General features: G+C 63.6%; 18 protein-coding genes and 1 tRNA gene. 9 read left to right on the top strand and 10 right to left on the bottom strand.

Going from position 1 to position 21,890, the window contains the following annotated elements:
• Positions 1-10 precede the first annotated feature (10 nt).
• The 4 genes from araD1 to chvE form a co-directional block, all read right to left on the bottom strand.
• A complete protein-coding gene (gene araD1, locus NKI22_RS09215; RefSeq protein ID WP_352493788.1) occupies positions 11-1,003 on the bottom strand; it encodes an AraD1 family protein in 993 nt (330 codons plus the stop codon).
• Positions 1,004-1,186: 183 nt separating this feature from the next.
• The gene (gene mmsB / locus NKI22_RS09210; protein ID WP_023719488.1) at positions 1,187-2,479 is read right to left on the bottom strand and encodes a multiple monosaccharide ABC transporter permease; all 1,293 of its coding nucleotides are present in this window, start codon (positions 2,477-2,479) and stop codon (positions 1,187-1,189) included.
• Positions 2,476-4,008 carry a multiple monosaccharide ABC transporter ATP-binding protein gene (mmsA, locus tag NKI22_RS09205; protein WP_023719487.1) on the bottom strand — a complete coding sequence of 511 codons (1,533 nt, stop codon included), beginning with the start codon at positions 4,006-4,008 and terminating at the stop codon, positions 2,476-2,478. Before mmsA ends, mmsB begins: the two co-directional genes overlap by 4 nt.
• 99 nt (positions 4,009-4,107) lie before the next feature.
• The gene (chvE, locus tag NKI22_RS09200) at positions 4,108-5,172 is read right to left on the bottom strand and encodes a multiple monosaccharide ABC transporter substrate-binding protein (RefSeq protein WP_023719486.1); all 1,065 of its coding nucleotides are present in this window, start codon (positions 5,170-5,172) and stop codon (positions 4,108-4,110) included.
• 316 nt (positions 5,173-5,488) lie between these two features.
• Between chvE and NKI22_RS09195 the strand changes: the two genes are divergently transcribed.
• Complete coding sequence (locus NKI22_RS09195; RefSeq protein WP_352482475.1) at positions 5,489-6,478, top strand: LysR family transcriptional regulator; 990 nt, start codon at positions 5,489-5,491, stop codon at positions 6,476-6,478.
• A 315-nt stretch (positions 6,479-6,793) separates the two neighbouring features.
• On the opposite strand, the gene NKI22_RS09190 is transcribed toward NKI22_RS09195, so the two are convergent.
• A tRNA-Gly gene (locus NKI22_RS09190) sits at positions 6,794-6,867 on the bottom strand.
• 132 nt (positions 6,868-6,999) lie between these two features.
• Between NKI22_RS09190 and NKI22_RS09185 the strand changes: the two genes are divergently transcribed.
• Positions 7,000-7,263, top strand: coding sequence for a DUF6460 domain-containing protein (locus tag NKI22_RS09185; RefSeq protein WP_352547906.1), 264 nt, complete (start codon positions 7,000-7,002; stop codon positions 7,261-7,263).
• 62 nt (positions 7,264-7,325) lie between these two features.
• Here the strand turns inward: NKI22_RS09185 and NKI22_RS09180 are convergent, their stop codons facing one another.
• Positions 7,326-8,228 carry a histone deacetylase family protein gene (locus NKI22_RS09180; protein WP_352547904.1) on the bottom strand — a complete coding sequence of 301 codons (903 nt, stop codon included), beginning with the start codon at positions 8,226-8,228 and terminating at the stop codon, positions 7,326-7,328.
• A gap of 50 nt (positions 8,229-8,278) precedes the next feature.
• On the opposite strand from NKI22_RS09180, the gene NKI22_RS09175 reads away from it, so the two are divergent.
• Complete coding sequence (locus NKI22_RS09175; RefSeq protein WP_352852429.1) at positions 8,279-9,703, top strand: MATE family efflux transporter; 1,425 nt, start codon at positions 8,279-8,281, stop codon at positions 9,701-9,703.
• 3 nt (positions 9,704-9,706) lie between these two features.
• Here NKI22_RS09175 and NKI22_RS09170 read toward each other — a convergent pair whose 3' ends face one another.
• Both NKI22_RS09170 and NKI22_RS09165 read right to left on the bottom strand, forming a co-directional pair.
• Positions 9,707-10,783 (bottom strand): quinone-dependent dihydroorotate dehydrogenase, encoded by a 1,077-nt coding sequence (locus NKI22_RS09170; protein ID WP_352852419.1) that lies wholly within the window; start codon positions 10,781-10,783, stop codon positions 9,707-9,709.
• Positions 10,780-11,130 carry a DUF952 domain-containing protein gene (locus tag NKI22_RS09165; protein WP_352852420.1) on the bottom strand — a complete coding sequence of 117 codons (351 nt, stop codon included), beginning with the start codon at positions 11,128-11,130 and terminating at the stop codon, positions 10,780-10,782. Before NKI22_RS09165 ends, NKI22_RS09170 begins: the two co-directional genes overlap by 4 nt.
• Positions 11,131-11,256: 126 nt before the next feature.
• Here NKI22_RS09165 and NKI22_RS09160 point away from each other — a divergent pair, with 126 nt between their 5' ends.
• Together NKI22_RS09160 and NKI22_RS09155 are read left to right on the top strand one after the other, a co-directional pair.
• On the top strand, positions 11,257-11,688 hold the full coding sequence (locus NKI22_RS09160; protein ID WP_352493790.1) for a hypothetical protein: 432 nt from the start codon (positions 11,257-11,259) through the stop codon (positions 11,686-11,688).
• Positions 11,689-11,806: 118 nt separating this feature from the next.
• Positions 11,807-12,469, top strand: coding sequence for a response regulator (locus tag NKI22_RS09155; protein ID WP_502893818.1), 663 nt, complete (start codon positions 11,807-11,809; stop codon positions 12,467-12,469).
• Positions 12,470-12,472: 3 nt separating this feature from the next.
• Here the strand turns inward: NKI22_RS09155 and NKI22_RS09150 are convergent, their stop codons facing one another.
• Positions 12,473-15,961, bottom strand: a complete 3,489-nt coding sequence (locus NKI22_RS09150; RefSeq protein WP_352482470.1) for a PAS domain-containing hybrid sensor histidine kinase/response regulator — start codon at positions 15,959-15,961, stop codon at positions 12,473-12,475.
• Between the two features lie 233 nt (positions 15,962-16,194).
• Here NKI22_RS09150 and mscL point away from each other — a divergent pair, with 233 nt between their 5' ends.
• Positions 16,195-16,617, top strand: coding sequence for a large conductance mechanosensitive channel protein MscL (gene mscL, locus NKI22_RS09145; protein WP_023719476.1), 423 nt, complete (start codon positions 16,195-16,197; stop codon positions 16,615-16,617).
• A 110-nt stretch (positions 16,618-16,727) separates the two neighbouring features.
• On the top strand, positions 16,728-17,894 hold the full coding sequence (locus NKI22_RS09140) for a pyridoxal phosphate-dependent aminotransferase (RefSeq protein ID WP_352482469.1): 1,167 nt from the start codon (positions 16,728-16,730) through the stop codon (positions 17,892-17,894).
• Positions 17,895-17,986: 92 nt separating this feature from the next.
• Here NKI22_RS09140 and hemA read toward each other — a convergent pair whose 3' ends face one another.
• The gene (gene hemA, locus NKI22_RS09135) at positions 17,987-19,264 is read right to left on the bottom strand and encodes a 5-aminolevulinate synthase (protein ID WP_352852421.1); all 1,278 of its coding nucleotides are present in this window, start codon (positions 19,262-19,264) and stop codon (positions 17,987-17,989) included.
• A 265-nt stretch (positions 19,265-19,529) separates the two neighbouring features.
• Between hemA and galE the strand changes: the two genes are divergently transcribed.
• Complete coding sequence (gene galE / locus NKI22_RS09130; protein WP_023719473.1) at positions 19,530-20,525, top strand: UDP-glucose 4-epimerase GalE; 996 nt, start codon at positions 19,530-19,532, stop codon at positions 20,523-20,525.
• A gap of 104 nt (positions 20,526-20,629) precedes the next feature.
• Positions 20,630-21,880, top strand: coding sequence for a D-amino acid dehydrogenase (locus tag NKI22_RS09125; RefSeq protein WP_352482468.1), 1,251 nt, complete (start codon positions 20,630-20,632; stop codon positions 21,878-21,880).
• The last annotated feature ends 10 nt before the right edge of the window (positions 21,881-21,890 follow it).

Here is a 21,890-nt window from a genome sequence, read left to right as displayed (position 1 = left end):
CTATGCCGGCTCAAAGCGCCTTCACCGCCACCTTCACCGGCTGCTCGATTTCGAGCGGGTTGCGCAGCGGCAGGCCGAAATCCTTCGCCTCGATCTCGAATACGTCGCCGGGCTCGGTCCTGATGCCGTCGGCGAAGGACAGCGTCGCCGTGCCGAACATGTGCACATGCACGTCGCCCGGCTGGCGGAAGGCCGAGTATTTGAAGTGGTGATGCTCGAGATTGCCAATGGTGTGCGACATGTTCGCCTCGCCCGACAGGAACGGCTTTTCCCAAAGCAGCTTGCCGTGGCGCAGGATGCGTGAAGCGCCGCGAATGTCGGACGGCAGGTCGCCGATCAGGATCTCCGGCCCGAACGAGGCGTTGCGCAGTTTCGAATGGGCGAGGAAGAGATAATTCACGCGCTCGGTGACGTGGTCGGAAAACTCGTTCGACAGCGTGAAGCCGACGCGGAACGGGGCGCCGTCGTCGCCGATCACATAGATTCCGGCGATTTCCGGCTCCTCGCCGGCATCCTGGGCGAAGGCGGGCGACATGAGCGCCGCGCCGGGCGCCACTGCCATGGTACCGTTACCCTTGTAGAACCATTCGGGCTGCACGCCGATCTGGCCCTTCGCCGGCTTGCCGCCCTCCAGCCCCATGCGGAACATCTTCATGGAATCGGTCAGCTGTTCCTCGCCGCCATCGCTGAGCTTCTTGTGCATGGAATCGCGGGTCGCGGCGGAGCCGAGATGCGTCAGCCCGGTGCCGGTGAGATGGAGATGCGCCGGATCGGGATGGTTGATCGGCGACAGCAGCCGTCCCTTCTTGTAGGCTGCGTCGAGATCGACGGTTTCGCCGAAGCCCTTGCGCTCGATCAGGGCGACAAGCCCGGTGCCGGTGCGCGCGGCTTCCATCGCCAGCGAATAGACGCTGCGAGCGCCGTTGATGACGCGGGTCTTGCCGCCGTTGCGGGCAACGACGCGGATCGTCTCGGCGTCGTCGAGGATCTGTGAGATCAGCATGGTAACCCTCTCTGAATTGCGGCCTGCCTTCTTGGCAAACCCTGCCCGGCGCGGCTCGGACCCTGTCCACGCCGCGGTTGAAATTCTTCGTCCGGATTGCGCTCGCGGGTCAGGTCCCTCGGGGGACTTCTTCGCGCCGCCCGGCAGCGCCGCGATGTGACCTGTATGCCTCCTGGTTGCCTCTCAAGCCTTGTTCTTGTTGTAGACGTCGAAGACGACGGCGCCGAGCAGCACCAGGCCTTTGACCACCTGCTGCCAATCGACATTGACGCCCATGATCGACATGCCGTTGTTCATGACGCCCATGATGAAACCGCCGACCACCGCGCCGATGACCTGGCCGACGCCGCCCATCGCCGAAGCGCCACCAATGAACACCGCGGCGATGACGTCGAGTTCGCTGCCGAGGCCCGCCGCAGGCACCGCCTGCCCCAGGCGCGCCGCGATAATCAGGCCGCCGAGTGCCGACAGCACGCCCATGTTGATGAACACCATCAACGTCAGCCGTTCGGTCTTGATGCCCGATAGCTGGGCTGCCTTGGCATTGCCGCCCATCGCATAGATGCGGCGTCCGATCGTCATGCGTTTGGTAACGAAGACGAACAACGCGATCAGCACGCCCATCACCATGAGAACGATGGGCAGGCCCCTATAGGTGGCGAATTGGTAGACCAGAAACAGTGCCAGCCCGCTGATCACCAGGGTCTTGACGACGAACAGCGAGAAAGGCTCGGCTTCGTAGCCATGCCGCTCGCGGGTGCGCCGCGCCCTGAGCCCGAAATAGGCATAGGCGAGCACGGCGGCGAGGCCGATCACGATAGTCGTCAGGTGCAGCGTCAGGCCGCTGCCGACAATGGTTTTGCCGGCGGCGTTCACGGTCGGTGGTATCAGCGTCAATGGGCCGATCAGGTCCGGAATGAAGCCGGAACTCAGCGCCTTGAAGCCGACTGGAAGCGGCCCCACGGAAGACCCGCCACCCAGCAGCGCCTGACAGATGCCGCGGAAGATCAGCATGCCCGCCAACGTGACGATAAAGCTCGGTATTCGGTGATAGGCAATCCAGTAGCCTTGTGCCGCGCCGATCGCGCCACCCACGATCAGGCAGATGATCGACACCACCAGCGGATTGCTCAATGGGCCAAGCGGCCAGATAACCATCATCATCGCCGCCAGTGCGCCGATGAAGCCGGCGACTGAGCCGACGCTGAGATCGATATGGCCCGAAACGATCACCAGAAGCATGCCCAGCGCCATCACGATGATGAAGCTGTTCTGCTGCACGAGATTGCTGAGGTTCACCGGCTTGAACAGCGTTCCGGACGTGGTGAACTGGAAGAACACCATGATTGCGATCAACGCCAGCACCAACCCGTATTCGCGCAGATTGGTGACCAGCGCCGAGACGGCAATGCGAGGTGCCTGTTGTATATCCTGGGCGACGCCGGTTTGCGGCCCGGGAGCGCTTTCGGTGCTCATGATGCTTTCCCTTCTCCACGGACGATGGCGCGCATGATCTTTTCCTGGCTGGCGTCGCTCGCCGCCATTTCGCCGACGATGCGTCCTTCGTTCATGACGTAGATGCGGTCGGTGATGCCGAGCAGTTCGGGCATTTCCGACGAGATGACGATGATTGCCTTACCCTCGGAGGCGAGACGCGCGATGATCGTATAGATTTCATATTTGGCGCCGACATCGATACCGCGTGTCGGCTCGTCGAGGATCAGCACTTCCGGATTGGCGAACAGCCATTTCGACAGCACCACCTTCTGCTGATTGCCGCCAGAAAGGTTGCCGGTCATCTGGTAGACGCTTGAGGCGCGGATATTGGTCCTGCCGCGATAATCGTTGGCGACGGAAAGCTCGCGCAAATCGTCGATCACGCCATGGCGCGAGACGCCGGGCAGGTTGGCCAGCGTGATGTTATGCTTGATATGGTCGATCAAGTTGAGACCGTAGGTCTTGCGGTCCTCCGTAACATAGGCGATGCCGTGTTCCACCGCCTTGCTCACCGAAGAGACATCGATCGGCTTGCCGTTAAGGAACACCTCGCCCGTGATGCGACGGCCATAGGACCGGCCGAACAGGCTCATGGCAAACTCGGTCCGGCCGGCGCCCATCAGCCCGGCAATGCCGACCACCTCGCCCTTGCGGGCGTTGAGGTTGATGCCCTTGATGACCTGCCGCTCGGCATGGATGGGATGGTAGACCGACCAGTTTTTCACTTCGAGAACGGTCTCACCGATCTTCGGCTCTCGCGGCGGGTAGCGGTCGTCGAGCGAACGGCCGACCATCGAGGTGATGATGCGGTCCTCCGAGATGTCCTTCTTGGCCAACGTCTCGATGGTCCGGCCGTCACGGATGATCGTGACCTTGTCGGCGACCCGGTTCACCTCGTTGAGCTTGTGGGAGATCAGGATCGAAGTGATGCCCTGCCGCTTGAATTCGAGCAGCAGATCGAGCAGCGCCTGGCTGTCCTTTTCGGACAGGCTCGCCGTCGGCTCGTCAAGAATGAGCAGCTTCACTTCCTTGCTGAGCGCCTTGGCGATCTCGACCAGCTGCTGCTTGCCGACGCCGATATTGGTGATCAGCGTGTTGGGGTCTTCCTTGAGGCCGACCTTCTTGAGCAGGGCGCTGGTGCGCGTCTCGTTGGCATTCCAGTCGATGACGCCGTATTTGGCCTGCTCGTTGCCGAGAAATATGTTTTCGGCGATAGACAGCATCGGCACCAGCGCAAGCTCCTGGTGGATGATGACGATGCCCTTGCGCTCGCTGTCATGGATGCCTTTGAAATGGCACTCATCGCCGCGATAGATGATCTGGCCGTCATAGGTGCCGGACGGATACACACCCGACAGCACCTTCATCAGCGTCGACTTGCCGGCGCCGTTCTCGCCGACCACGGCATGGATCTCGCCTTCCTCGACCATGAGCTTGACGTTCGACAGCGCCTTGACGCCGGGAAACGTCTTGGTGATGTCGCGCATCTCCAAAATCGTCGATGCCATTGAGAATACCACTCCTGCGAGGTCCGCAAACAATACCGGGCTGGCTCGCCAACGAAAAGGGGCCCTGCCTGCGCAGGACCCCAGGCTTTGTAACCGCGATTACTTCAGTTCTTCGGCCTTGATGTAGCCGGAGTCGACCACCAGCGCCTGGTAGTTCGACTTGTCGACGTCATGCGGCGTCAACAGGATCGAGGGAACGACCTTGACGTCGTTGTTGTAGGTCGTGGTGTCGAGGCCTTCCGGCTTGCCGCCCGAGAGCACCTTGTCGACGAGTTCGACCGTCGCCTTGGCGAGTTCGCGGGTGTCCTTGAACACGGTCGAATACTGCTCGCCGGCGATGATCGCCTTGACCGAAGCGGTCTCGGCGTCCTGTCCGGTGACGATCGGCCATGGCTGATCGGCAGTGCCGTAGCCTACGGCGCGCAGCGAAGCGATGATGCCGCGCGACAGGCCGTCATAGGGCGAGAGCACGCCATCGACGCGGCTGCCGTCCGAGTAGTTGGCGGAGAGCAGATTGTCCATGCGGGCCTGGGCGGTGGCCGCCAGCCAGCGCAGCGTGCCGACCTTGTCCATGCCCATCTGGCCGGACTTCACGACGAGGGTCTTGTCGTCGATCAGCGGCTGAAGAACCGACATGGCGCCGTTATAGAAGAAGAACGCATTGTTGTCGTCCGGCGAACCGCCGAACAGCTCGATGTTGAACGGACCCTTCTTCTCGGGATAGCCGAGGCCCTTGAGCAGCGATTTGGCCTGAATGACGCCGACGCCGAAATTGTCGAAGGTGGTGTAGTAATCGACATTTGGCGTCTTCTTGATCAGGCGGTCGTAGGCGACGACGACGACGCCGGCGTCATTCGCCTTCTGCAGCGCGTCGCCCATCGTGGTGCCGTCGATCGAAGCGATGATCAGCGCCTTCGGACCCTTGGTGATTTCGTTTTCCAGCTGGCTGAGCTGGTTCGGAATGTCGTCCTGCGCGTATTGCAGGTCGACAGTGTAGCCCAGAGCCTCGAGCTGGGACTTGACGGCGTCGCCGTCGTTGATCCAGCGCTGCGAGGTCTTGGTGGGCATCAGCACGCCGACCAGGCCTTCGCCTGCCTGCGCCGGCAGCGTCATAGCCGCGATGCCTAGGGCCGCGACGGCGGCCAGTGTCTTGATAATCTTCACATTAACTCTCCCTGGTTGATGGACGCGTACCCTTGGGTTTCGTGGGCCGCGCAATCGTGCAGGAGCGCCAAACGCGCCGCTGCCGTCAATCGATCTCCGGTATCCTCCCAATCGGCCCCGAAACTCTGGTTCAATCGATACGAGTTTTCCCTCGTCACCGACCGTCAAGTCTCAGGACGCGCGAAGGGTGTGTCGCTTTGCCATAACTGTCAAATGCGATCTTTGATGGTTGCTATATCGAGACTGATATGGCTTAGGCTAGTGACGACGCTGCCGGATCCAGCTGGCGCGCCGGGCGTAGGAGTAGGGAAAAATCATGGCAGCGCTGCGAAATCCTGGTGGAATATCAGCCGGTTACGATGAGATTCCGCGCGATGGCGGAACCCTGCTGCGCAGCGGCTTGAGCCTGCGTCACATGCGTATGATCGCAGCCCTCGACGAGCACGGCCGGGTGAGTGCCGCGGCCCAGGTCATGAACATCTCGCAGCCGGCGGCTTCGCGCATGATCGCCGAGATGGAGGCGGTGCTCGACGTCAAGCTCTGCGAAAGGCTGCCGCGTGGCATCACGCTGACGCCCTATGGCAAGGCGTTGGCACGGCGCGCGCGGTCGATCCTGCTCGAGATGCGCGAGGTCGACCGCGAGATCTTCGAGCTCAAGGCGGGCAAGGGCGGCTCGGTGTTCCTGGGCGCGGTCACGGCACCGGCGATCGAGCTGGCGGTGCCGGCGATCCGCGAGATCCGGCGCCTCTATCCGCGCATCGAAATCACCATGCAGGTCGAGACCTCGAACGTGCTGGCGCGCGAGCTGATCGCCTCTCGGCACGATTTCATCATCGCCCGCATCCCCGACGACCTCAATCCGCGGCTGTTCGAGGCCCGCGTCATCGGCGTCGAGAAGGCCTGCCTGATCGTGCGCCGCGGCCACCCGCTGACCAAGGGCAAGGCAGTGCGGTTAGAAGACACCGCCGCCTATGACTGGGTTTTCCAGTCGGGCGGCTCGCCGCTGCGCCAAGCCATGGAAAGCAACTTTTTGAACCGCAACATCGCGCTGCCGGATCGCATCCTCAACACCAGCTCGCTGTTACTGACTCTGGTCATGGTCGCGCAATCCGACGCGATCGCGCCGGTGTCGATCCAGGTCGCGAAGTTCATTCAGAACCCCGAAGGGCTCGACGGCGCCATCGACGTCGTCCAGACCGAGTTCGACATCGAGGTCAGGCCCTACAGCCTGATCACGGTAAAGAACCGCGCGCTGTCGCCGGCGGCCAAGATGCTGCACGATTTTATTTTGCGGGAGGTGGGCTGAGGATTGGAGCGGGTAGCGGGGCGCATCCCGTGGCCGGCCAGACGACCAGACAGGCCCACCAGCAGCGGCGCCGATGCACGTCGGCTACAACTGCTGCGTGATGCTCAAAAAAAGCCCGCCAGCAGAAGCCAGCGGGCCAAGGGTAGACATTCCGGTTGGGGTCATTCGAGGCCCCGCCGACCCTCAATGTGAGATATTCGACGAACTGGCACATCGGCCAAACAGATGAAGGACGGCCAGCCGAGCTGTAAAACTGCCTGTAAAGCCGCAAGTTTTCAACATCGCCAACTCAGGCGCAACCCGTGTGGCAAAAGCTGGAGCGGGTAGCGGGAATCGAACCCGCGCGTTCAGCTTGGGAAGCTGACAAGCTACCATTACATCATACCCGCGCTGGTTCCTCCGATATCATGGCCCGGCGCCGATGCGCAATCCGGTTTGAGGGCTCGGCTTGATGCCGGGCGGTCAACTGCGTATTTCTGGGCATGTGCCCGAATCGCGGCACCCGACTGTGGAGACAGGCCTTGTCCGCACTGAACCGCTTTCTCGGCGATACGCCGCTCCGGGTGATCTTGAAGCTGCTTGTGGTGTCGTTCCTCGTCGGCCTGGTCATGAACGCCTTCGGCTGGTCGCCGATGGACGTGCTCTACGGCATCCGCAAATTCTTCATCGACCTGTGGAATTTGGGCTTCCACGCCATCGACCGCTTCCTCGGCTACATCCTGCTCGGTGCCGCGATCGTCGTGCCGGCCTTCATCCTGCTCAGGATCGCCAATTTCAAGAAGTAGAGCATGATCCCAAAAAGTGGGAACCGGCTTTCGGAAAAGATCATGCTCAAACAAACAGCCTTTCACGCGTAGCCCGCAGCCACCTCGAACAGGATGGCGTGGCGTGCGGCAAGTGCTGCGACATCCGTCGAATAGCCGCCGCCGATAACGCCGCACACCGGGACGCCTAGCGTGCGGAAATGGCGGATCACCATATCGTCGCGGGCGCGCAGCCCGTCATTCGACAGCGCCAGCCTGCCGAGCCGGTCCTCGGCATGGACATCGACGCCGGCATTGTAGAAGACGAGATCCCAGCGCTTTCGCGCCGACAGCTCCGGCAGGATGGCGCCCAGCCGCTCCAGATAGGCTGCATCGCCGGTGCCGTCGGGCAGGGCGACGTCGAGGTTGGAGGCGATCTTGCGCGCGGGGTAGTTGCGGTCGCCATGCATGGAGAAGGTAAACACGCGCGGCTCGTCGTTCAGGATATCCGCCGTGCCGTCGCCCTGATGCACGTCGAGGTCGACGACCAGGATGTTTTGGGCGGCACCTTCGGCGAGCTGCACCAGCGCGGCAACGGCCACGTCGTTGAAGGTGCAGAAGCCGGCGCCTTGCGCGCGCCGCGCGTGATGACTGCCGCCGGCCGTGTTGCAAGCGATTCCGTTCAGCAAAGCCAGCCGCGCCGCCATCACCGTGCCGGCCGTTGCGAGCTGCGCCCTCAGCGAAACCCGCGGTCCCACGGGAAAGCCGATCTCGCGCTCGATCCTCACCGGCACGTCGCAGGCAAGCACCTGGTCGACATAGTCTGCCGCGTGGGCAAGCTTCAGCCATGATGGCCGCGCCACCGCTGGTGTGTTGAGCGCTTCGGGCCGCGCCAGGCCGCGTGCCCGCAAGGCGTCCATCAGCAGCGGATATTTGCTCATCGGGAAGCGGTGGTTGACGGCGAAACCGGCGTCGTAATCGGGATGATGAACGATCTGCAAGGACATGGGACGGCCGGTGCGCCAGAGGCGGGTTTCGGTTGACCATGCCGGGATGGATGGTTGCGCGAGGTCCGCAAACTGGGGCACATCGGCTAGCCGATCAAGCCGCAACAGGAAGCAACACACGTTTGGAGCAGGCTTTGCCCACCGAAGCCCACGTCACCGAAGCCAGGGCTTTCGTCGTCACCAACCGTTCGGTGCTCGCCATCGCCGTGCCGATGACGCTTGCCTATCTGACGATGCCGTTGCTCGGAATTGTCGACACGGCGGTGGTCGGACAGTTCGGCGACGCCGCCCTTCTCGGCGGCCTGGCGGCCGGCGCCCTGATCTTCGACGTCGTTTTCACCACCTTCAACTTCCTGCGCTCCGGCACCACCGGCCTCGTCGCCCAGGCCTTCGGGCGCGGCGATGCACTGGAGGAGCAGGCGGTGTTCTGGCGCGCCGTGCTGATCGCGGTCGTCGCCGGCATCGTGTTTGCCGCACTTGCGCCCCTGGTTTCGGCTGCCGGGCAATGGTTCATCGGCGCCGAGCCGCGCGTCGGCGCGGCGATGGACGTCTATATCCGCATCAGGATGCTCGCAGCACCGTTCTCGCTTATCAATTACGCCATCCTTGGTTATGTGCTGGGGCGCGGCGAGGGCGGGCTCGGGCTGATGCTGCAGCTGGTGCTGAACGGCATCAATATCGCCCTCTGCTTCCTGCTTGGCCTGGAGCTTGGCTGGGGTGTTGCCGGCGTCGCCTGGGCGACGCTCACCGGCGAATTCGTCGCCATGCTGCTTGGTCTCGCCATCGTCGGCCGGCGCTTCTGGGCCGCACCCAGGCTGCCACGCCATCGCGTGCTCGATCTGGCGGCATTCCTGCGCATGATGTCGCTCAATCGCGATATCATGATCCGCTCCTTCTCACTGCTCGCCGCCTTCGCGCTGTTCACCCGCCAGGGCGCGCAGTTCGGCACTCTGACGCTGGCCGCCAATGCCGTGCTGATGAACCTCTTCCTGGTTGCCGGCTATTTCCTCGATGGATTCGCCACCGCCGCCGAACAGCTCGCCGGGCGCGCCATCGGCGCCCGTGCCGCCACGGCGTTTGACCAGGCGGTGCGGCTGACGCTGTTCTGGGGGCTCGGTCTGGCCGGCGCTGCGACGCTCTTCTTGTTGCTGGAGGGCACGGATCTGATCGCCCTGATCACGACCTCGACAGACGTCCGCGCCATTGCCGACATCTACCTGCCGTGGGCGGCATTCACCGCACTCAGCGGCGTGCTGGCTTTCGAGATGGACGGTGTTTTCATCGGCGCGACATGGTCGCGCGACATGCGCAACATGATGCTGGTGTCGTTCCTGGCGTTCAGCGCCGCGTTGCTGATCCTGGCGCCGGCGTTCGGCAATCACGGCCTGTGGGCGGCGCTGCACGTGTTCCTGCTGGTACGCGGCTTCAGCCTGCTCACTATATTGCGGCTGCGGGTGCGCACGGCCTTTAACTGATCGCTAAAGCGGTTTCGTCGCCCAGTGATCGAGGCGGCTGTCGCGAAGCTCGCGCAGCGACTTCAGCCCTTGACTGTCCATGAAACGGACCATGCCGGAAAGAATACGCCCCGGCAGCGCAGGCCCGGCATAGATCATGCCGGTATAGAGCTGGACGAGATCGGCGCCGGCACGGATCTTTTCCAGCGCCGTCTCGGCGGAATCGACGCCGCCGACGCCGATGATGGCGGGATCCGGGCCAAGTAGTTTTCGCATCCTTGCCAGCACGATGGTCGAGCGCTCGAACAAGGGTTTTCCCGAAAGCCCGCCGGTCTCGCCGGCAAGGCCGGCGCTGCGCAGGCCGGCTCGCGCGATCGTGGTGTTGGAGACGATGACGCCGTCCATTTGCTTGTCGGTGATCTCGGCGGCGATGTCCTCCAGTTCGGCCTCGACCAGGTCCGGCGCGATCTTGAGAAAGACGGGCGGCTTTGCCGGTGCCGCCGCACGCGCGGCCATGACCCGCGACAGGAGTTCACCAAGCTGTTCGCGCGCCTGCATGTTGCGCAGGCCCGGCGTGTTTGGCGAGGAGATGTTGATCGTCAGATAGCCGGCGTATCGCGCAAACCTGATCACGCCGCGCTCATAGTCGCCGACGCGGTCGGCGCTGTCCTTGTTGGCGCCGATGTTGACGCCGACGACGCCGGCGCGGCCCTTGCGGGCAGCAAGACGCTTTTCCGCGGCGGCGTGGCCTTCATTGTTGAAGCCCAGCCGGTTGATCACTGCCCCGTCCGAAGGCAGCCGGAAGATGCGCGGCTTCGGATTGCCCGTCTGGGGCAGCGGCGTGATCGTGCCGACCTCGGCGAAGCCGAAGCCGAGGCCGAGCAGTGCGTCCGGCACTTCGGCATTCTTGTCGTAGCCGGCCGCCATGCCGAGCGGGTTCGGAAAATCGAGCCCGCAGATGCTTGTCTTCAACCTGTCGTCTCGCAAAGGGCGCCCGGCGACCGGCAGGCCGCATCTCAGCGCGGCAATCGACAGCCCATGCGAGGTTTCCGGATCGAGCGTGAACAGCAGTTTCTGGCCGATCCGGTCGAACGCGCTCATTCCGCCCCCAGCGCCGGGAATTCGTGCCGGCCGTCGGCACCGAGCGGCAATGCCTGCACCGAGACGACCGCATCGAGGCCGAGCCCGCCATAAAGATGCGGGAACAAGGCGCCGCCGCGCGAGACCTCGTATTTCAGCGCATCGCCGAGGTGCGCGCCGTCGACGGCGACCAGCAGCAACCCGCTCTGGCCGGCGAAATGCTTGGCTGCCGTTTCCCGAACCTGCCCGGCGGTGGAAAAATGGATGAAGCCATCGGCGACGTCGATCGGCGCGCCGGTGAAGCGGCCTTCTCGTTCAGCCTCGCGCCACAGCGCCTCGGGAACTATCTTGTAGATGATCTCGGACATCGTTGCGCTATAGTCCGAACCGACGACGCGGGGAAGGGCAGGCCCGCGTTCTTCCCCATTTCAGGTTCTTCCCCAATTCCGGCGCAAACTGTGATAGATTGCGCCGACTGGCTCATGGAGGAAAACATGCGTCTGAAACACGTCTTGATCCCCGCAGCACTGGTCTCGCTTGTCGCAGCTTCGGCCTTTTCCGAGGAAGCCGATCGCTACCGGCTGGAAAAATCGGCCAATGGCTATGTGCGCATGGATACGCAGACCGGCGCCATGTCGCTCTGCGAGGAGCGTTCCGGTCAACTCGTCTGCAAGACAGCGGCCGACGAACGTGCCGCCTTCCAGGATCAGATCGACCGGCTGCAAAATTCGGTGAAGGCGCTCGACGAACGCGTCGCCAAGCTCGAAAATTCGCTTGCCGCGCGTTTCGAATCGACTTTGCCCAGCGAGGAGGATTTCAACAAGACGATGGGCTACATGGAGCGCTTCCTGCGCAGCTTCATGGATATCGTCAAGGACATGGACAAGGACGAAGACGGCGCCAAGCCCAATTCGCAAAAGACCTAGGCAATTCGCAAAAAGACCTAGGGCGGGAATAGCAAGCCGGCCACGCCGAACAGCGGCGTAGCGTTATGATCGTTCAGATCCTGCAAGGCGGAAAATCGCCAACGGGATTCGGGGAGGGATATCACCGTTGGGCTACACATTCGTCATCGCCGACGATCATCCGCTTTTTCGCGGTGCATTGAGGGAGGCACTCGCCGGCATCGGAGATGTTGCCGCCATTCACGAGGCCGGCGATTTCGAAAGCGCCAAGGCGCTGGTCCTGGCCAATGAGGATGTCGATCTGGTCCTGCTCGACCTCTCGATGCCGGGCGCAAGCGGCCTTTCCGGCCTGATCTCGTTGCGCGGCATCCATCCGGCGGTGCCGATGATGGTGGTCTCGGCGCATGACGATCCGGTGACGATCCGGCGCGCGCTCGACCTGGGCGCCTCGGGGTTCATCTCCAAATCGGCCAGCATGGAAGAGATCCGCAATGCGGTGCAGTCGGTGCTCGCAGGTGATATCGCGGCACCCGCCGGGGTCGATCTCGGCGTCGAGCGCGATCCCGAGATTTCCGACCTGATCAAGCGGCTGCAGGCGCTGACGCCACAGCAGACGCGCGTGCTCGGCATGCTGGCGGAGGGACTGCTCAACAAGCAGATAGCCTATGAGCTCGGCGTCTCCGAAGCGACGATCAAGGCGCATGTCTCGGCCATCCTGCAGAAGCTCGGCGTCGACAGCCGCACCCAGGCGGTCATCCTTTTGTCCAAGATCGGCAGCGACCCGGTGCAGGCCGCCGGCTGATTCTTATTCGGCCGCCGGCGCCAGCGGCCTGACCCTGGCCATCATCGAGCGCAGCATCGCCGGTTTCAACGGCTTGCTGATCACAGGCACGTCGAGCCTGCCGGCGGCGGCGCGAACCTCGCTGGAGCGGTCGGCGGTGACCAGCACGGCCGGCAGGTCCTCGCCATGGATCGCACGCAACTGGGCGATCAATTCGAGGCCGGTCTTGTCGTCGAGATGATAGTCGGCAAGCACAATGTCCGGCCGATGCATGGCGGACCTGTCGAGATCCTCCGCGCCGGAAAGCGTGTCGACGCTGCAGCCCCAGCCCTCGAGCAGCAGCCGCATGCCGTCGAGGATGCGGCCGTCATTGTCGATGCAGAGCACATGCAGCCCGGCAAGCGAGGTCGTAGCGCGGGCAGGCGGCTTCGCCTCGGCCTCGCGCCGCGGTGCCTGCACGGCCGCCACCGGCAGCAGCACGGAAAAGCGCGTGCCCTTGCCGGGATTGGAGAAGATCCGGATTTCAAGGCGCAGGACGCGGGCGATGCGGTCGACGATGGAGAGCCCCAAGCCGAGGCCTTCCGCCTCGCGCATGCCCTCGTCGAGCCGGGTGAATTCGCGGAACACGGTGTTGAGCTTGTCGCCGGCAATGCCGATGCCGGTGTCGATAACCTGGATCTCGGCCAGTTCGCCGCGCCGCCGCACGCCGACCAGGATGCGGCCATGGCGCGTATATTTGATGGCGTTGGAGACCAGGTTCTGGATCAGCCGGCGCAGCAGATTTCGATCCGTCATGACGCTGAGCGACGACGGCATGATCGAGAGTTCGAGCTTCTTTTCGGCGGCAAGCGGCCGGAAGTCGTTGCCGATCTGGCGCAGCAGCCCGTCGAGGCCGAAGCTCGTATCGTCCGGCTTCATCGCGCCGGCATCGAGGCGCGAAATGTCGAGCACCGCGCCGAGGATGGTCTCGACCGATTCCAGTGACGATTCGATATTCATCGCCGCCTTGCCGGCAGGCCCCTTGCCGGTCTTCTCGATCAGCGACGAGCAATAGAGGCGGGCGGCGTTCAGCGGCTGCAGGATGTCGTGGCCGGCGGCAGCGAGGAAGCGCGTCTTGCCGAGATTGGCCTCTTCGGCCAGCATCTGCGCCTGCGCCAGCTCCTCGTTGACGCGGGTGAGCTCGGCGGTGCGGCTCTTCACGCGCTGTTCCAGCGATTCATTGGCGCGCTTCAGCGCCAGATCCTGCTCGACGCGCCCTGAGATGTCGGCATAGGTGGCGACGATGCCGCCGTCCGGCATCGGATTGGAGCGCAATTCCAGGATACGCCCGCTGGTCTTCAGCTCCATCTGCCATGGGCTGACGAAGCTGGTCAGGCGGTTCAGCATGGTGACGCGCTGGTCTGGCGGTATATCGCCGCGCTCGGCAAGGTGGCGCAGGATACGATCGAGCGAGACGCCGACCTGGCCCATTTCGTCGGGCAGGTCGAACAGCGCCCGGTACTGGCGGTTCCAGCAGATCAACCGGAAATCGCGGTCGAAGACGGTGATGCCCTGTTCCATCTGGTCGAGTGCGATCTGCAGCAGGTCGCGATTGTGCTGTAGCGCCTCGGTGGCGTCGTCGAGCAGGCGGAAGGCGTCCTTGGATTCGCGGTCGTTGCGGCGCAGCAGCAGCGACAGGATCAGCCGCGCCGAGGAGGAGCCGACGGCACTGGCCAGAAGCTGCTCGGAGAAGCGGATGACATCCATGCTGGCCTGTTCGTTGCCGTGCAGTGAAGTGCCGCTGCTCTTCTCGAATGACTGGAAGGAGCGCTCGGTGCGTTCGACACCGAGATAGCGCGCGATCGTGTCCTTGAGGTCGTTGACGGTGATCGTGGTGCGGAAGCGGCGCAGGCTCGGCAGCGGCCCCGCCTCGCGCGGCACGAAGATCGACGCCTGGATGCGTTCCAGCGGCACCGACGCGCGCGACAGTGAGCCGAACACAAAAAACAACGTGTTGATCGACAGGCTCCACAGCACGCCATGGTTCAGCGGCTCGGCGACGGTGCCGAACAGGGCTTGCGGCCGCAATGCATCGAAGCCGAACAGGCCGTGGACGAGGATGCCGGTCTCGGGCGCGGCGAGCGAGGGAAGCAGTAGCGTGTAGCTCCAGACGACGATGCCGGCCACCATGCCGAGTGCCGCACCCCTTCCGTTGGCGCCGCGCCAGACCAGGCCGCCGATCATTGCCGGCGCGAACTGCGCGATCGCGGCGAACGACATCAGGCCGATCGAGGATAGCCGCGCGCTGTTTGTGCTCTCGCGGTAGTAGAGGAAGGCGATGAACAGCATGATGAAGATCGCCGCCCGCCGCACATTGAGGATGAGCGTCGACCAGTCCTCGCTCTCTGAGGTCGTGGTCCGCAGCAGCCGGCGCACGAACAGCGGAATGATCAGGTCGTTGGAGATCATGATCGACAGCGCGACGCTTTCGACGATCACCATTGCCGTCGCCGCCGACAGGCCGCCGATAAAGGCGGCCATGGCCAGAACGTCGTGGCCGCTGAACAGCGGCAGTGACAGCACATAGAGGTCGCTGCTGGTCCTGGGGCCGACCAGTTCCAGGCCGGCCAGCGCGATCGGCAGCACGAACAGGTTGATTGCCACGAGATAGAGCGGAAACACCCATGTCGCCGTGCGCAGCTCAGCCTCGCTGCGGTTCTCGACGATGGTGACGTAGAACTGGCGCGGCAGCATGAGGATGGCAAAGCCGCTCAGGCATGTCAGTACCAGCCAGGTCGCGAGCGAGGTGTTGTAGCCCATCGCCTGGCGCACCTGCGTGTTTTCGGCGAGCCGGTCGAACATATCGCCTGGCCCGCCGAAGATCAGAAACGTGACCATCAGGCCTATCGCCAGGAAGGCGGCGAGCTTGACCACGGTCTCGACCGCCACCGCCAGCACCAGACCGTCCTGGTGTTCGGTGGCGTCGGCATGGCGCGTGCCGAACAGCACGGCAAACAGCGCCAGCAGCATGGCAACGACAAGCGAGATGTCGCTGACGAACGGATCGAACGACGGCGGCGAGCCGGTATAGTGCTCGACCATCAGGCTGACCGAGCCGGAGATCGCCTTCAATTGCAGCGCCATGTAAGGCACCGCGCCTATGGTTGCGATCAGCGTGGCGATCGCCGCGACAGCGAAGCTCTTGCCGTAGCGGGCGCCGAGAAAGTCGGCGATCGAGGTGATCTTCTCGGTCTTTGCCAGCCTGACGATGCGCTGCAGCAGCGGAAAGCCGAACACGAACACCAGAACCGGTCCGATATAGATGCCGAGGAATTCGAGGCCGCGCTCGGAGGAGAGCCCGACCGAGCCGAAGAAGGTCCAGGAGGTGCAGTAGATGGCGAGGCTGAGCGCATAGATAAAGGGCCGGGCGCGGCCAGGCCCGGATGAAGTCGAGCGCCGGTCGCCCAGGCTGGCGATAGCAAACAGCAACGTCACATAGGCGATCGCGATGATGACGATGAACCAGCCCTGCACGCCTCGAACTTCCTCCCTGCGCCGGCTTTTTCATCCGGCCTTGCAGACGCAATCACAGCTTGGCCACCGAGTCCATCGCGGCTTTCGGCGCATTATGGCCGCGGCTTCGCGCAATCCAGGCCGGGGAAACACGTCTTTGCTCCTGTCGCAACCGCAGGTTTTTGCTATTCTGCCTGCCGGTCGATGCCGAGGGCGTGGACGGCAGCACGGCCGGTCAGGAAAAGGAGGGTCGAATGCTGAAAGAGTTTCAGGAATTCATTTCCAGGGGCAATGTGATGGACCTGGCCGTCGCCGTCATCATCGGCGCTGCCTTCGGCAAGATCGTCACCTCGCTGGTCGACGACATCATCATGCCGGTCATCGGGGCGATTTTGGGCGGATTAGACTTCAACAACTACTTTCTGCCCTTGTCCTCGGCCGTTAACGCCACATCGCTGGCGGATGCCAAGAAACAGGGCGCGGTCTTCGCCTATGGCAGCTTCATCACCGTGGCGTTGAACTTCCTTATCCTCGCCTTCATTATCTTCCTGATGGTCAAGGCGGTGAACAATCTGCGCCAGCGGCTGGAGCGCGAGAAACCGGCTACCCCGGCCGCTCCGCCACCAGCCGACGTCGCGCTGCTCACCGAAATTCGCGATCTCCTCGCCAGAAAGTAGCGCCTGCGGCAACTTTCTGGACCAAAACCCCGGTCGCTTGCGGCCGGGGTTTTCTGTTTTCGTCCGCCCTGAAACACGCTAGCAGTCGAGCAAACGAAAACGGACCATCCATGACCCTGATCGATACTCTGCGCGCCGAAGCGCGGGCGGCGCCGGAAAGCGGCATTGTCGCCGTCATGAATCGTGGCCGCGGCCGCGACGGTATGATCCCGCTTTGGGCCGGCGAGGGCGACCTGCCGACGCCTGCCTTCATCACCGATGCCGCCGCCAAGGCGCTGGCCGCCGGCGAGACCTTCTACACCTGGCAGCGGGGCATTCCCGAACTCAGGCAGGCGCTCGCCCGCTACTACACCAGGCATTTCGGCAAGACTTTCGCCAACGAAGAATTCATCGTCACCGGCTCCGGCATGCATGCCATCCAGATGGCCATCGACGCGGTGGCCGGCAAGGGCGACGAACTTGTCTACCTGTCGCCGGCATGGCCGAATTTCGCCGCCGCCGCCGGCGTGGCCGGCGCCGTTCCGGTTGCAGTCACCCTTGATCAGTCCGGCAATGGCTGGTCCTGCGATGTCGACAAGATCGCAGCGGCGATCACGCCACGGACCAAGGCGCTGTTCGTCAACACGCCGTCCAACCCGACCGGCTGGACCGCCGACAAGGAGACGCTGCAGGCAATCCTCGATCTCGCCCGCGAAAGGGGCCTGTGGATCATTGCCGACGAGATCTATTCGCTGTTCCACTACGGCCATGGCCGCGCGGCGTCGTTCATCGACATCATGGCCGATGAGGACCGCATCCTGTTCGTCAATTCCTTTTCCAAGAACTGGGCGATGACCGGCTGGCGCATCGGCTGGATCAAGATCCATCCCGCCTTGCAGCAGGTGTTCGAGAACCTGGTCCAGTATTCGACTTCCGGCGTTGCGCAGTTCATGCAACGCGGCGCCGTCGTCGCCCTCGACGAGGGCGATGCCTTCATCGTCGAACAGGTGGAGCGGGCGAGGGCGGCGCGCGACCTCGTCTGCGGCATTCTCGCCGAAACCGGCAGGGCGCGGTTCACCGTGCCGCAGGGCGCGTTCTATCTGTTCTTCGCCGTCGACGGCATCACCGATTCCCGCGCTGCCGCCTTCGACATGGTCGACCGCGCCAATGTCGGCTTGGCGCCCGGCACCGCCTTCGGCCCCGGTGGCGAAGCTTTCCTCAGGCTATGCTTCCACCGCCGCCTCGACCAGCTCGAAGAAGCCGCGCACCGGCTGGCGAAGTGGATGACGACTGTGTGAGGTGTGTTGAGCTTCGCGCCAGGCATCGCAGCACTGAAAAATGAGGCGGCACCGATAGGCGGCTTCCGCAATGGTGCCCGTAGCGGCGGAGGTTACCCGCCCGACTTCGGCACCAGCAGCGGGATGACGCGGTCGCTCTTGGCCACTGAAGGCCGGCCGGCCGAACCGTAGGGAATCCCCAACGCATCCCATGTCTCGACCAGCGCGTCCTGTAAGGAGGCAATCAGCGCGTCAGAATGGAACGGTGTCGGCGTGATGCGCAGCCGTTCGGTGCCGCGCGGCACTGTCGGGTAATTGATCGGCTGGATATAGATGCCTTGCACGCCGAGCAGGCGGTCGCTGGCCATCTTGCAGAGCTCGGGATCGCCGACCAGCAGCGGCACGATGTGGGTAGGCGATTCCATCACCGGCAGGCCGGCTGCGGCCAGCACTTCCTTGGTCCGTGTCGCCTGACGCAGCTGCGCGTCGCGCTCGGCCTGCGAGCGCTTGAGATGGCGGATCGAGGTGGTTGCCGCGGCAGCGATCGCCGGCGGCAGCGCCGTAGTGAAGATGAAGCCCGGCGCATAGGAGCGCACGGCGTCGATCACGGCGCTGGTGCCGGTGATGTAGCCGCCAAGCGTGCCGAACGCCTTGGCCAGTGTGCCCTCGATGATGTCGATGCGGTCGGCCAGCCCTTCGCGCTCGGTGATGCCGCCGCCGCGCGGTCCGTACATGCCAACGGCATGGACCTCGTCTATATAAGTCATCGCATTGTAACGCTCGGCGAGGTCGACGATCTGCTTGATCGGCGCGATGTCGCCATCCATCGAATAGACGCTCTCGAAGACGATCAGCTTGGCACGCTCGCGGCCGGCCGCCTGCAGCAGGCTTTCGAGATGCGCGACGTCGTTATGGCGGAAGATCTTCTTCTCGGCGCCCGAGCGCCGCACACCCTCGATCATCGAAGCGTGGTTAAGCTCGTCCGAGATGATCAGGCAATTGGGAAGCAGCTTTGCAATGGTCGAGATCGACGCTTCGTTTGAAACGAAGCCGGAGGTGAAAACCAGTGCCGCTTCCTTGTCGTGCAGGTCGGCAAGCTCCAGTTCGAGCTCGACCAGCGGGTTGCTGGTGCCCGAAATGTTGCGGGTGCCGCCGGCCCCCGATCCCATTTTGCCTGCCGCCTTCTGGAACGCGGCGATGACGTCGGGATGCTGGCCCATGCCGAGATAATCGTTGGAGCACCAGACGGTGATTTCCTCGGCGCGGCCATTGGCACGCCAGATGGCGCGCGGGAATTTTCCCACGATACGCTCAAGGTCGGCGAAGACGCGATAGCGACGCTCTGCATGGAGCTGGTCGATCGCTTCCTCGAAGAACCGCTGGTAATTCATGTCGCCTTCCCAATTTTGCGCGGGATCATAGTCATTGGCCTATTCGCCGTCCACCGCACCGTTTTGGTCAAAATGCCACGCCCCAGGCCTGTTCCTAACGACCACGGAACGTGGCCTATTCCCTTGATGTGGATCAATCTTGTTTCAGGACAATGCCACCCGCCGATGAGACTGGTTACTGCAGATTGTAATGGCCTGGCGGCAGGTTTTCCAGTACGGCGACGATTGAGACAGTTCCGATAAATCATGAATAGCGAGGATGCGGATGACGGTTTTGGTGACAGGCGGTGCCGGCTATATCGGCAGCCATATGGTCTGGGAGTTGCTGGACACGGGCGACAGCGTCGTCGTCCTCGACCGGCTTTCGACCGGCTTTGAATGGGCGGTGGCTCCGGAAGCAAAGCTCGTCGTCGGCGATGTCGCCGACAAGGAATTGGTCGCCTCGATCATCCGCGACAACAAGGTCGACGCGATCATCCATTTCGCCGGCTCGATTGTCGTGCCCGAATCGGTGGCCGACCCGCTTGCCTATTACGAGAATAACACCTGCAAGACACGCACCCTGATCGAGACCGCGGTGCGCGAAGGCGTGCCCAATTTCATCTTTTCCTCGACCGCCGCCGTCTATGGCGGCGCCGGCCTGGAGCCGGTACGCGAGGACGCCAGGCTTGCGCCGGAATCGCCCTACGGCCTGTCCAAGCTGATGAGCGAATGGATGCTCCGCGACGCGGCTATTGCCTATGGGCTGCGCTATACGGCGCTGCGCTATTTCAACGTCGCCGGCGCCGACCCGAAGGGCCGCACCGGCCAGTCGACGCCCGGCGCCACGCATCTGATCAAGGTCGCCTGCGAGACGGCGCTCGGCAAGCGCCCCTTCATGCAGGTGTTCGGCACCGACTATCCGACGCCGGACGGCACCTGCATGCGCGACTATATCCATGTCAGCGACCTGGCGGCGGCGCATCGGCTGGCCCTGCAGCGGCTGCGTGCCGGCGGATCGAGCCTGGTCGCCAATTGCGGCTACAGCCACGGCTATTCGGTGCTCGAGGTCATCGACAGCGTACGCCGCGTCTTCGGCCATGATTTCGAGGTGCGGATGGGCGAGCGCCGCCCCGGTGACGCCGCCGCGGTTGTCGCCAATTCGGAGCTGGCCCGCGGCGAACTCGGCTGGACCCCGCAGCGTGACAACCTCGACCAGATCGTCTCCGATGCGCTTGCCTGGGAGCGCATCCTGACCAGCAAGAATTCGGCTCTGGGCTAAGCGCGGGCTCTCCGCAAGGGCTCGTCGGCAGGAGGCAGAGGCGCTATTGAAGGGCCTCACGGCTGAGCGTGCAGGCGTTCGGCTGCGTTCGACTTGGGGGCGGCATGAAAATATCGGTGCTTGGAGCCGGCGTCGTTGGCACGGCGGCGGCCTATTGTCTGGCCAGCGACGGCCATGAAGTCACGGTGATCGAGCGCCATCCGGCGGCGGCGCGCGGCACCAGCCAGTCGAATGCCGGCCTGGTATCTCCCGGCGATGCCACCGCCTGGGCTTCGCCCGCCGCGCTTAAAACGTTCCTGCGAGCCCTCTACAACCACGATCTCGGCATCAAGGTGCGGCTGCGCTTCGATCCGTATTTTGTCGCCTGGAGCCTGCGCTTCCTGCGCCAGTGCACGCATAAGCGCATGCGCGCCAACACCGAGATCAAGCTGCGCCTGGCGCTCTATTCGCGCAACTGCATCAACGCCATCTCCGCCGACACCGGCATCCACTATGACGAGCGCAAGAAAGGCATTCTGTATTTCTTCCGCTCGCAGCAGAGCTTTGATACCGGCACCGACAATTACCGCTATCTCGCCGAACATGGCCTGCCGATCGAGATCGTCGGCCGCGACCGGCTGGTCGAGCTCGAGCCCGGCCTTGCCGGAGCCAAGGACAAAATTGCCGGCGGCGTCTATTCGCCGATCGACCAGACCGGCGATTCCAGTCAATTCACGCAGCGCCTCGCTGCCTATGCCGCCGAAAAACTCGGTGTCCAATTCCTCTACGGCACGACGGTCGAAGGCCTCGACATCGACGGCGACCGGGTGCGCGCGGTGATGACCTCGGCCGGCCCGGTGGCCGGCGACGCCGTGGTCATTTCCATGGGGCCGGAGAGCGGTCTGCTCGGCCGCCGCTACGGCATCGACCTGCCCGTCTATCCCGTGAAGGGCTATACCGTGACCGTTCCGCTGGAAGATGAAAGCAACGGGCCGATCATGGGCGGCGCCGACGAGGACCGGCTGATCGGCTATTCCAGGCTGGGAAATCGGCTGCGGATGTCCTCGACGGCGGAGTTCACCGGTTTCGACCGCACGTTCAAGCCGCGCGATTTCAACTCGATCCTGAACACCGGCAAGGACCTGTTCCCCGGCGCCTTCGACGAGAGCAAGGCCGAGCTCTGGGCTGGACTTCGCCCGATGATGCCGAACTCCGTGCCGGTCATCGGCCGGGCGCGGTATGACAATCTATATCTCGATACCGGCCACGGCCATCTCGGCTGGACCATGGCCTGCGGTTCGGGAAAATTCCTTGCCGACGTGGTCGCCGGCCGCAAGCCGGAGATCGATCCACAAGGATTGCTCTACGCGGGCTAGCAACGGCCTG

This window comes from Mesorhizobium sp. M0778 (assembly GCF_040320105.1).
GTDB lineage: Bacteria > Pseudomonadota > Alphaproteobacteria > Rhizobiales > Rhizobiaceae > Mesorhizobium.
Note: the sequence above shows the minus strand (reverse complement) of the source record. Positions and strands in the feature narration are given on the sequence as shown.

Coding starts and splice junctions, on each gene's coding strand:
- galE (WP_023719473.1), top strand. CDS start 19,530: ATGACGGTTTTGGTGACAGGCGGTGCCGGCTATATCGGCAGCCATATG.
- mmsB (WP_023719488.1), bottom strand. CDS start 2,479: ATGAGCACCGAAAGCGCTCCCGGGCCGCAAACCGGCGTCGCCCAGGAT.
- NKI22_RS09165 (WP_352852420.1), bottom strand. CDS start 11,130: ATGTCCGAGATCATCTACAAGATAGTTCCCGAGGCGCTGTGGCGCGAG.
- araD1 (WP_352493788.1), bottom strand. CDS start 1,003: ATGCTGATCTCACAGATCCTCGACGACGCCGAGACGATCCGCGTCGTT.
- NKI22_RS09140 (WP_352482469.1), top strand. CDS start 16,728: ATGACCCTGATCGATACTCTGCGCGCCGAAGCGCGGGCGGCGCCGGAA.
- hemA (WP_352852421.1), bottom strand. CDS start 19,264: ATGAATTACCAGCGGTTCTTCGAGGAAGCGATCGACCAGCTCCATGCA.
- NKI22_RS09125 (WP_352482468.1), top strand. CDS start 20,630: ATGAAAATATCGGTGCTTGGAGCCGGCGTCGTTGGCACGGCGGCGGCC.
- NKI22_RS09170 (WP_352852419.1), bottom strand. CDS start 10,783: ATGAGCGCGTTCGACCGGATCGGCCAGAAACTGCTGTTCACGCTCGAT.
- NKI22_RS09175 (WP_352852429.1), top strand. CDS start 8,279: ATGGTTGCGCGAGGTCCGCAAACTGGGGCACATCGGCTAGCCGATCAA.
- NKI22_RS09160 (WP_352493790.1), top strand. CDS start 11,257: ATGCGTCTGAAACACGTCTTGATCCCCGCAGCACTGGTCTCGCTTGTC.
- NKI22_RS09195 (WP_352482475.1), top strand. CDS start 5,489: ATGGCAGCGCTGCGAAATCCTGGTGGAATATCAGCCGGTTACGATGAG.
- mmsA (WP_023719487.1), bottom strand. CDS start 4,008: ATGGCATCGACGATTTTGGAGATGCGCGACATCACCAAGACGTTTCCC.
- NKI22_RS09180 (WP_352547904.1), bottom strand. CDS start 8,228: ATGTCCTTGCAGATCGTTCATCATCCCGATTACGACGCCGGTTTCGCC.
- mscL (WP_023719476.1), top strand. CDS start 16,195: ATGCTGAAAGAGTTTCAGGAATTCATTTCCAGGGGCAATGTGATGGAC.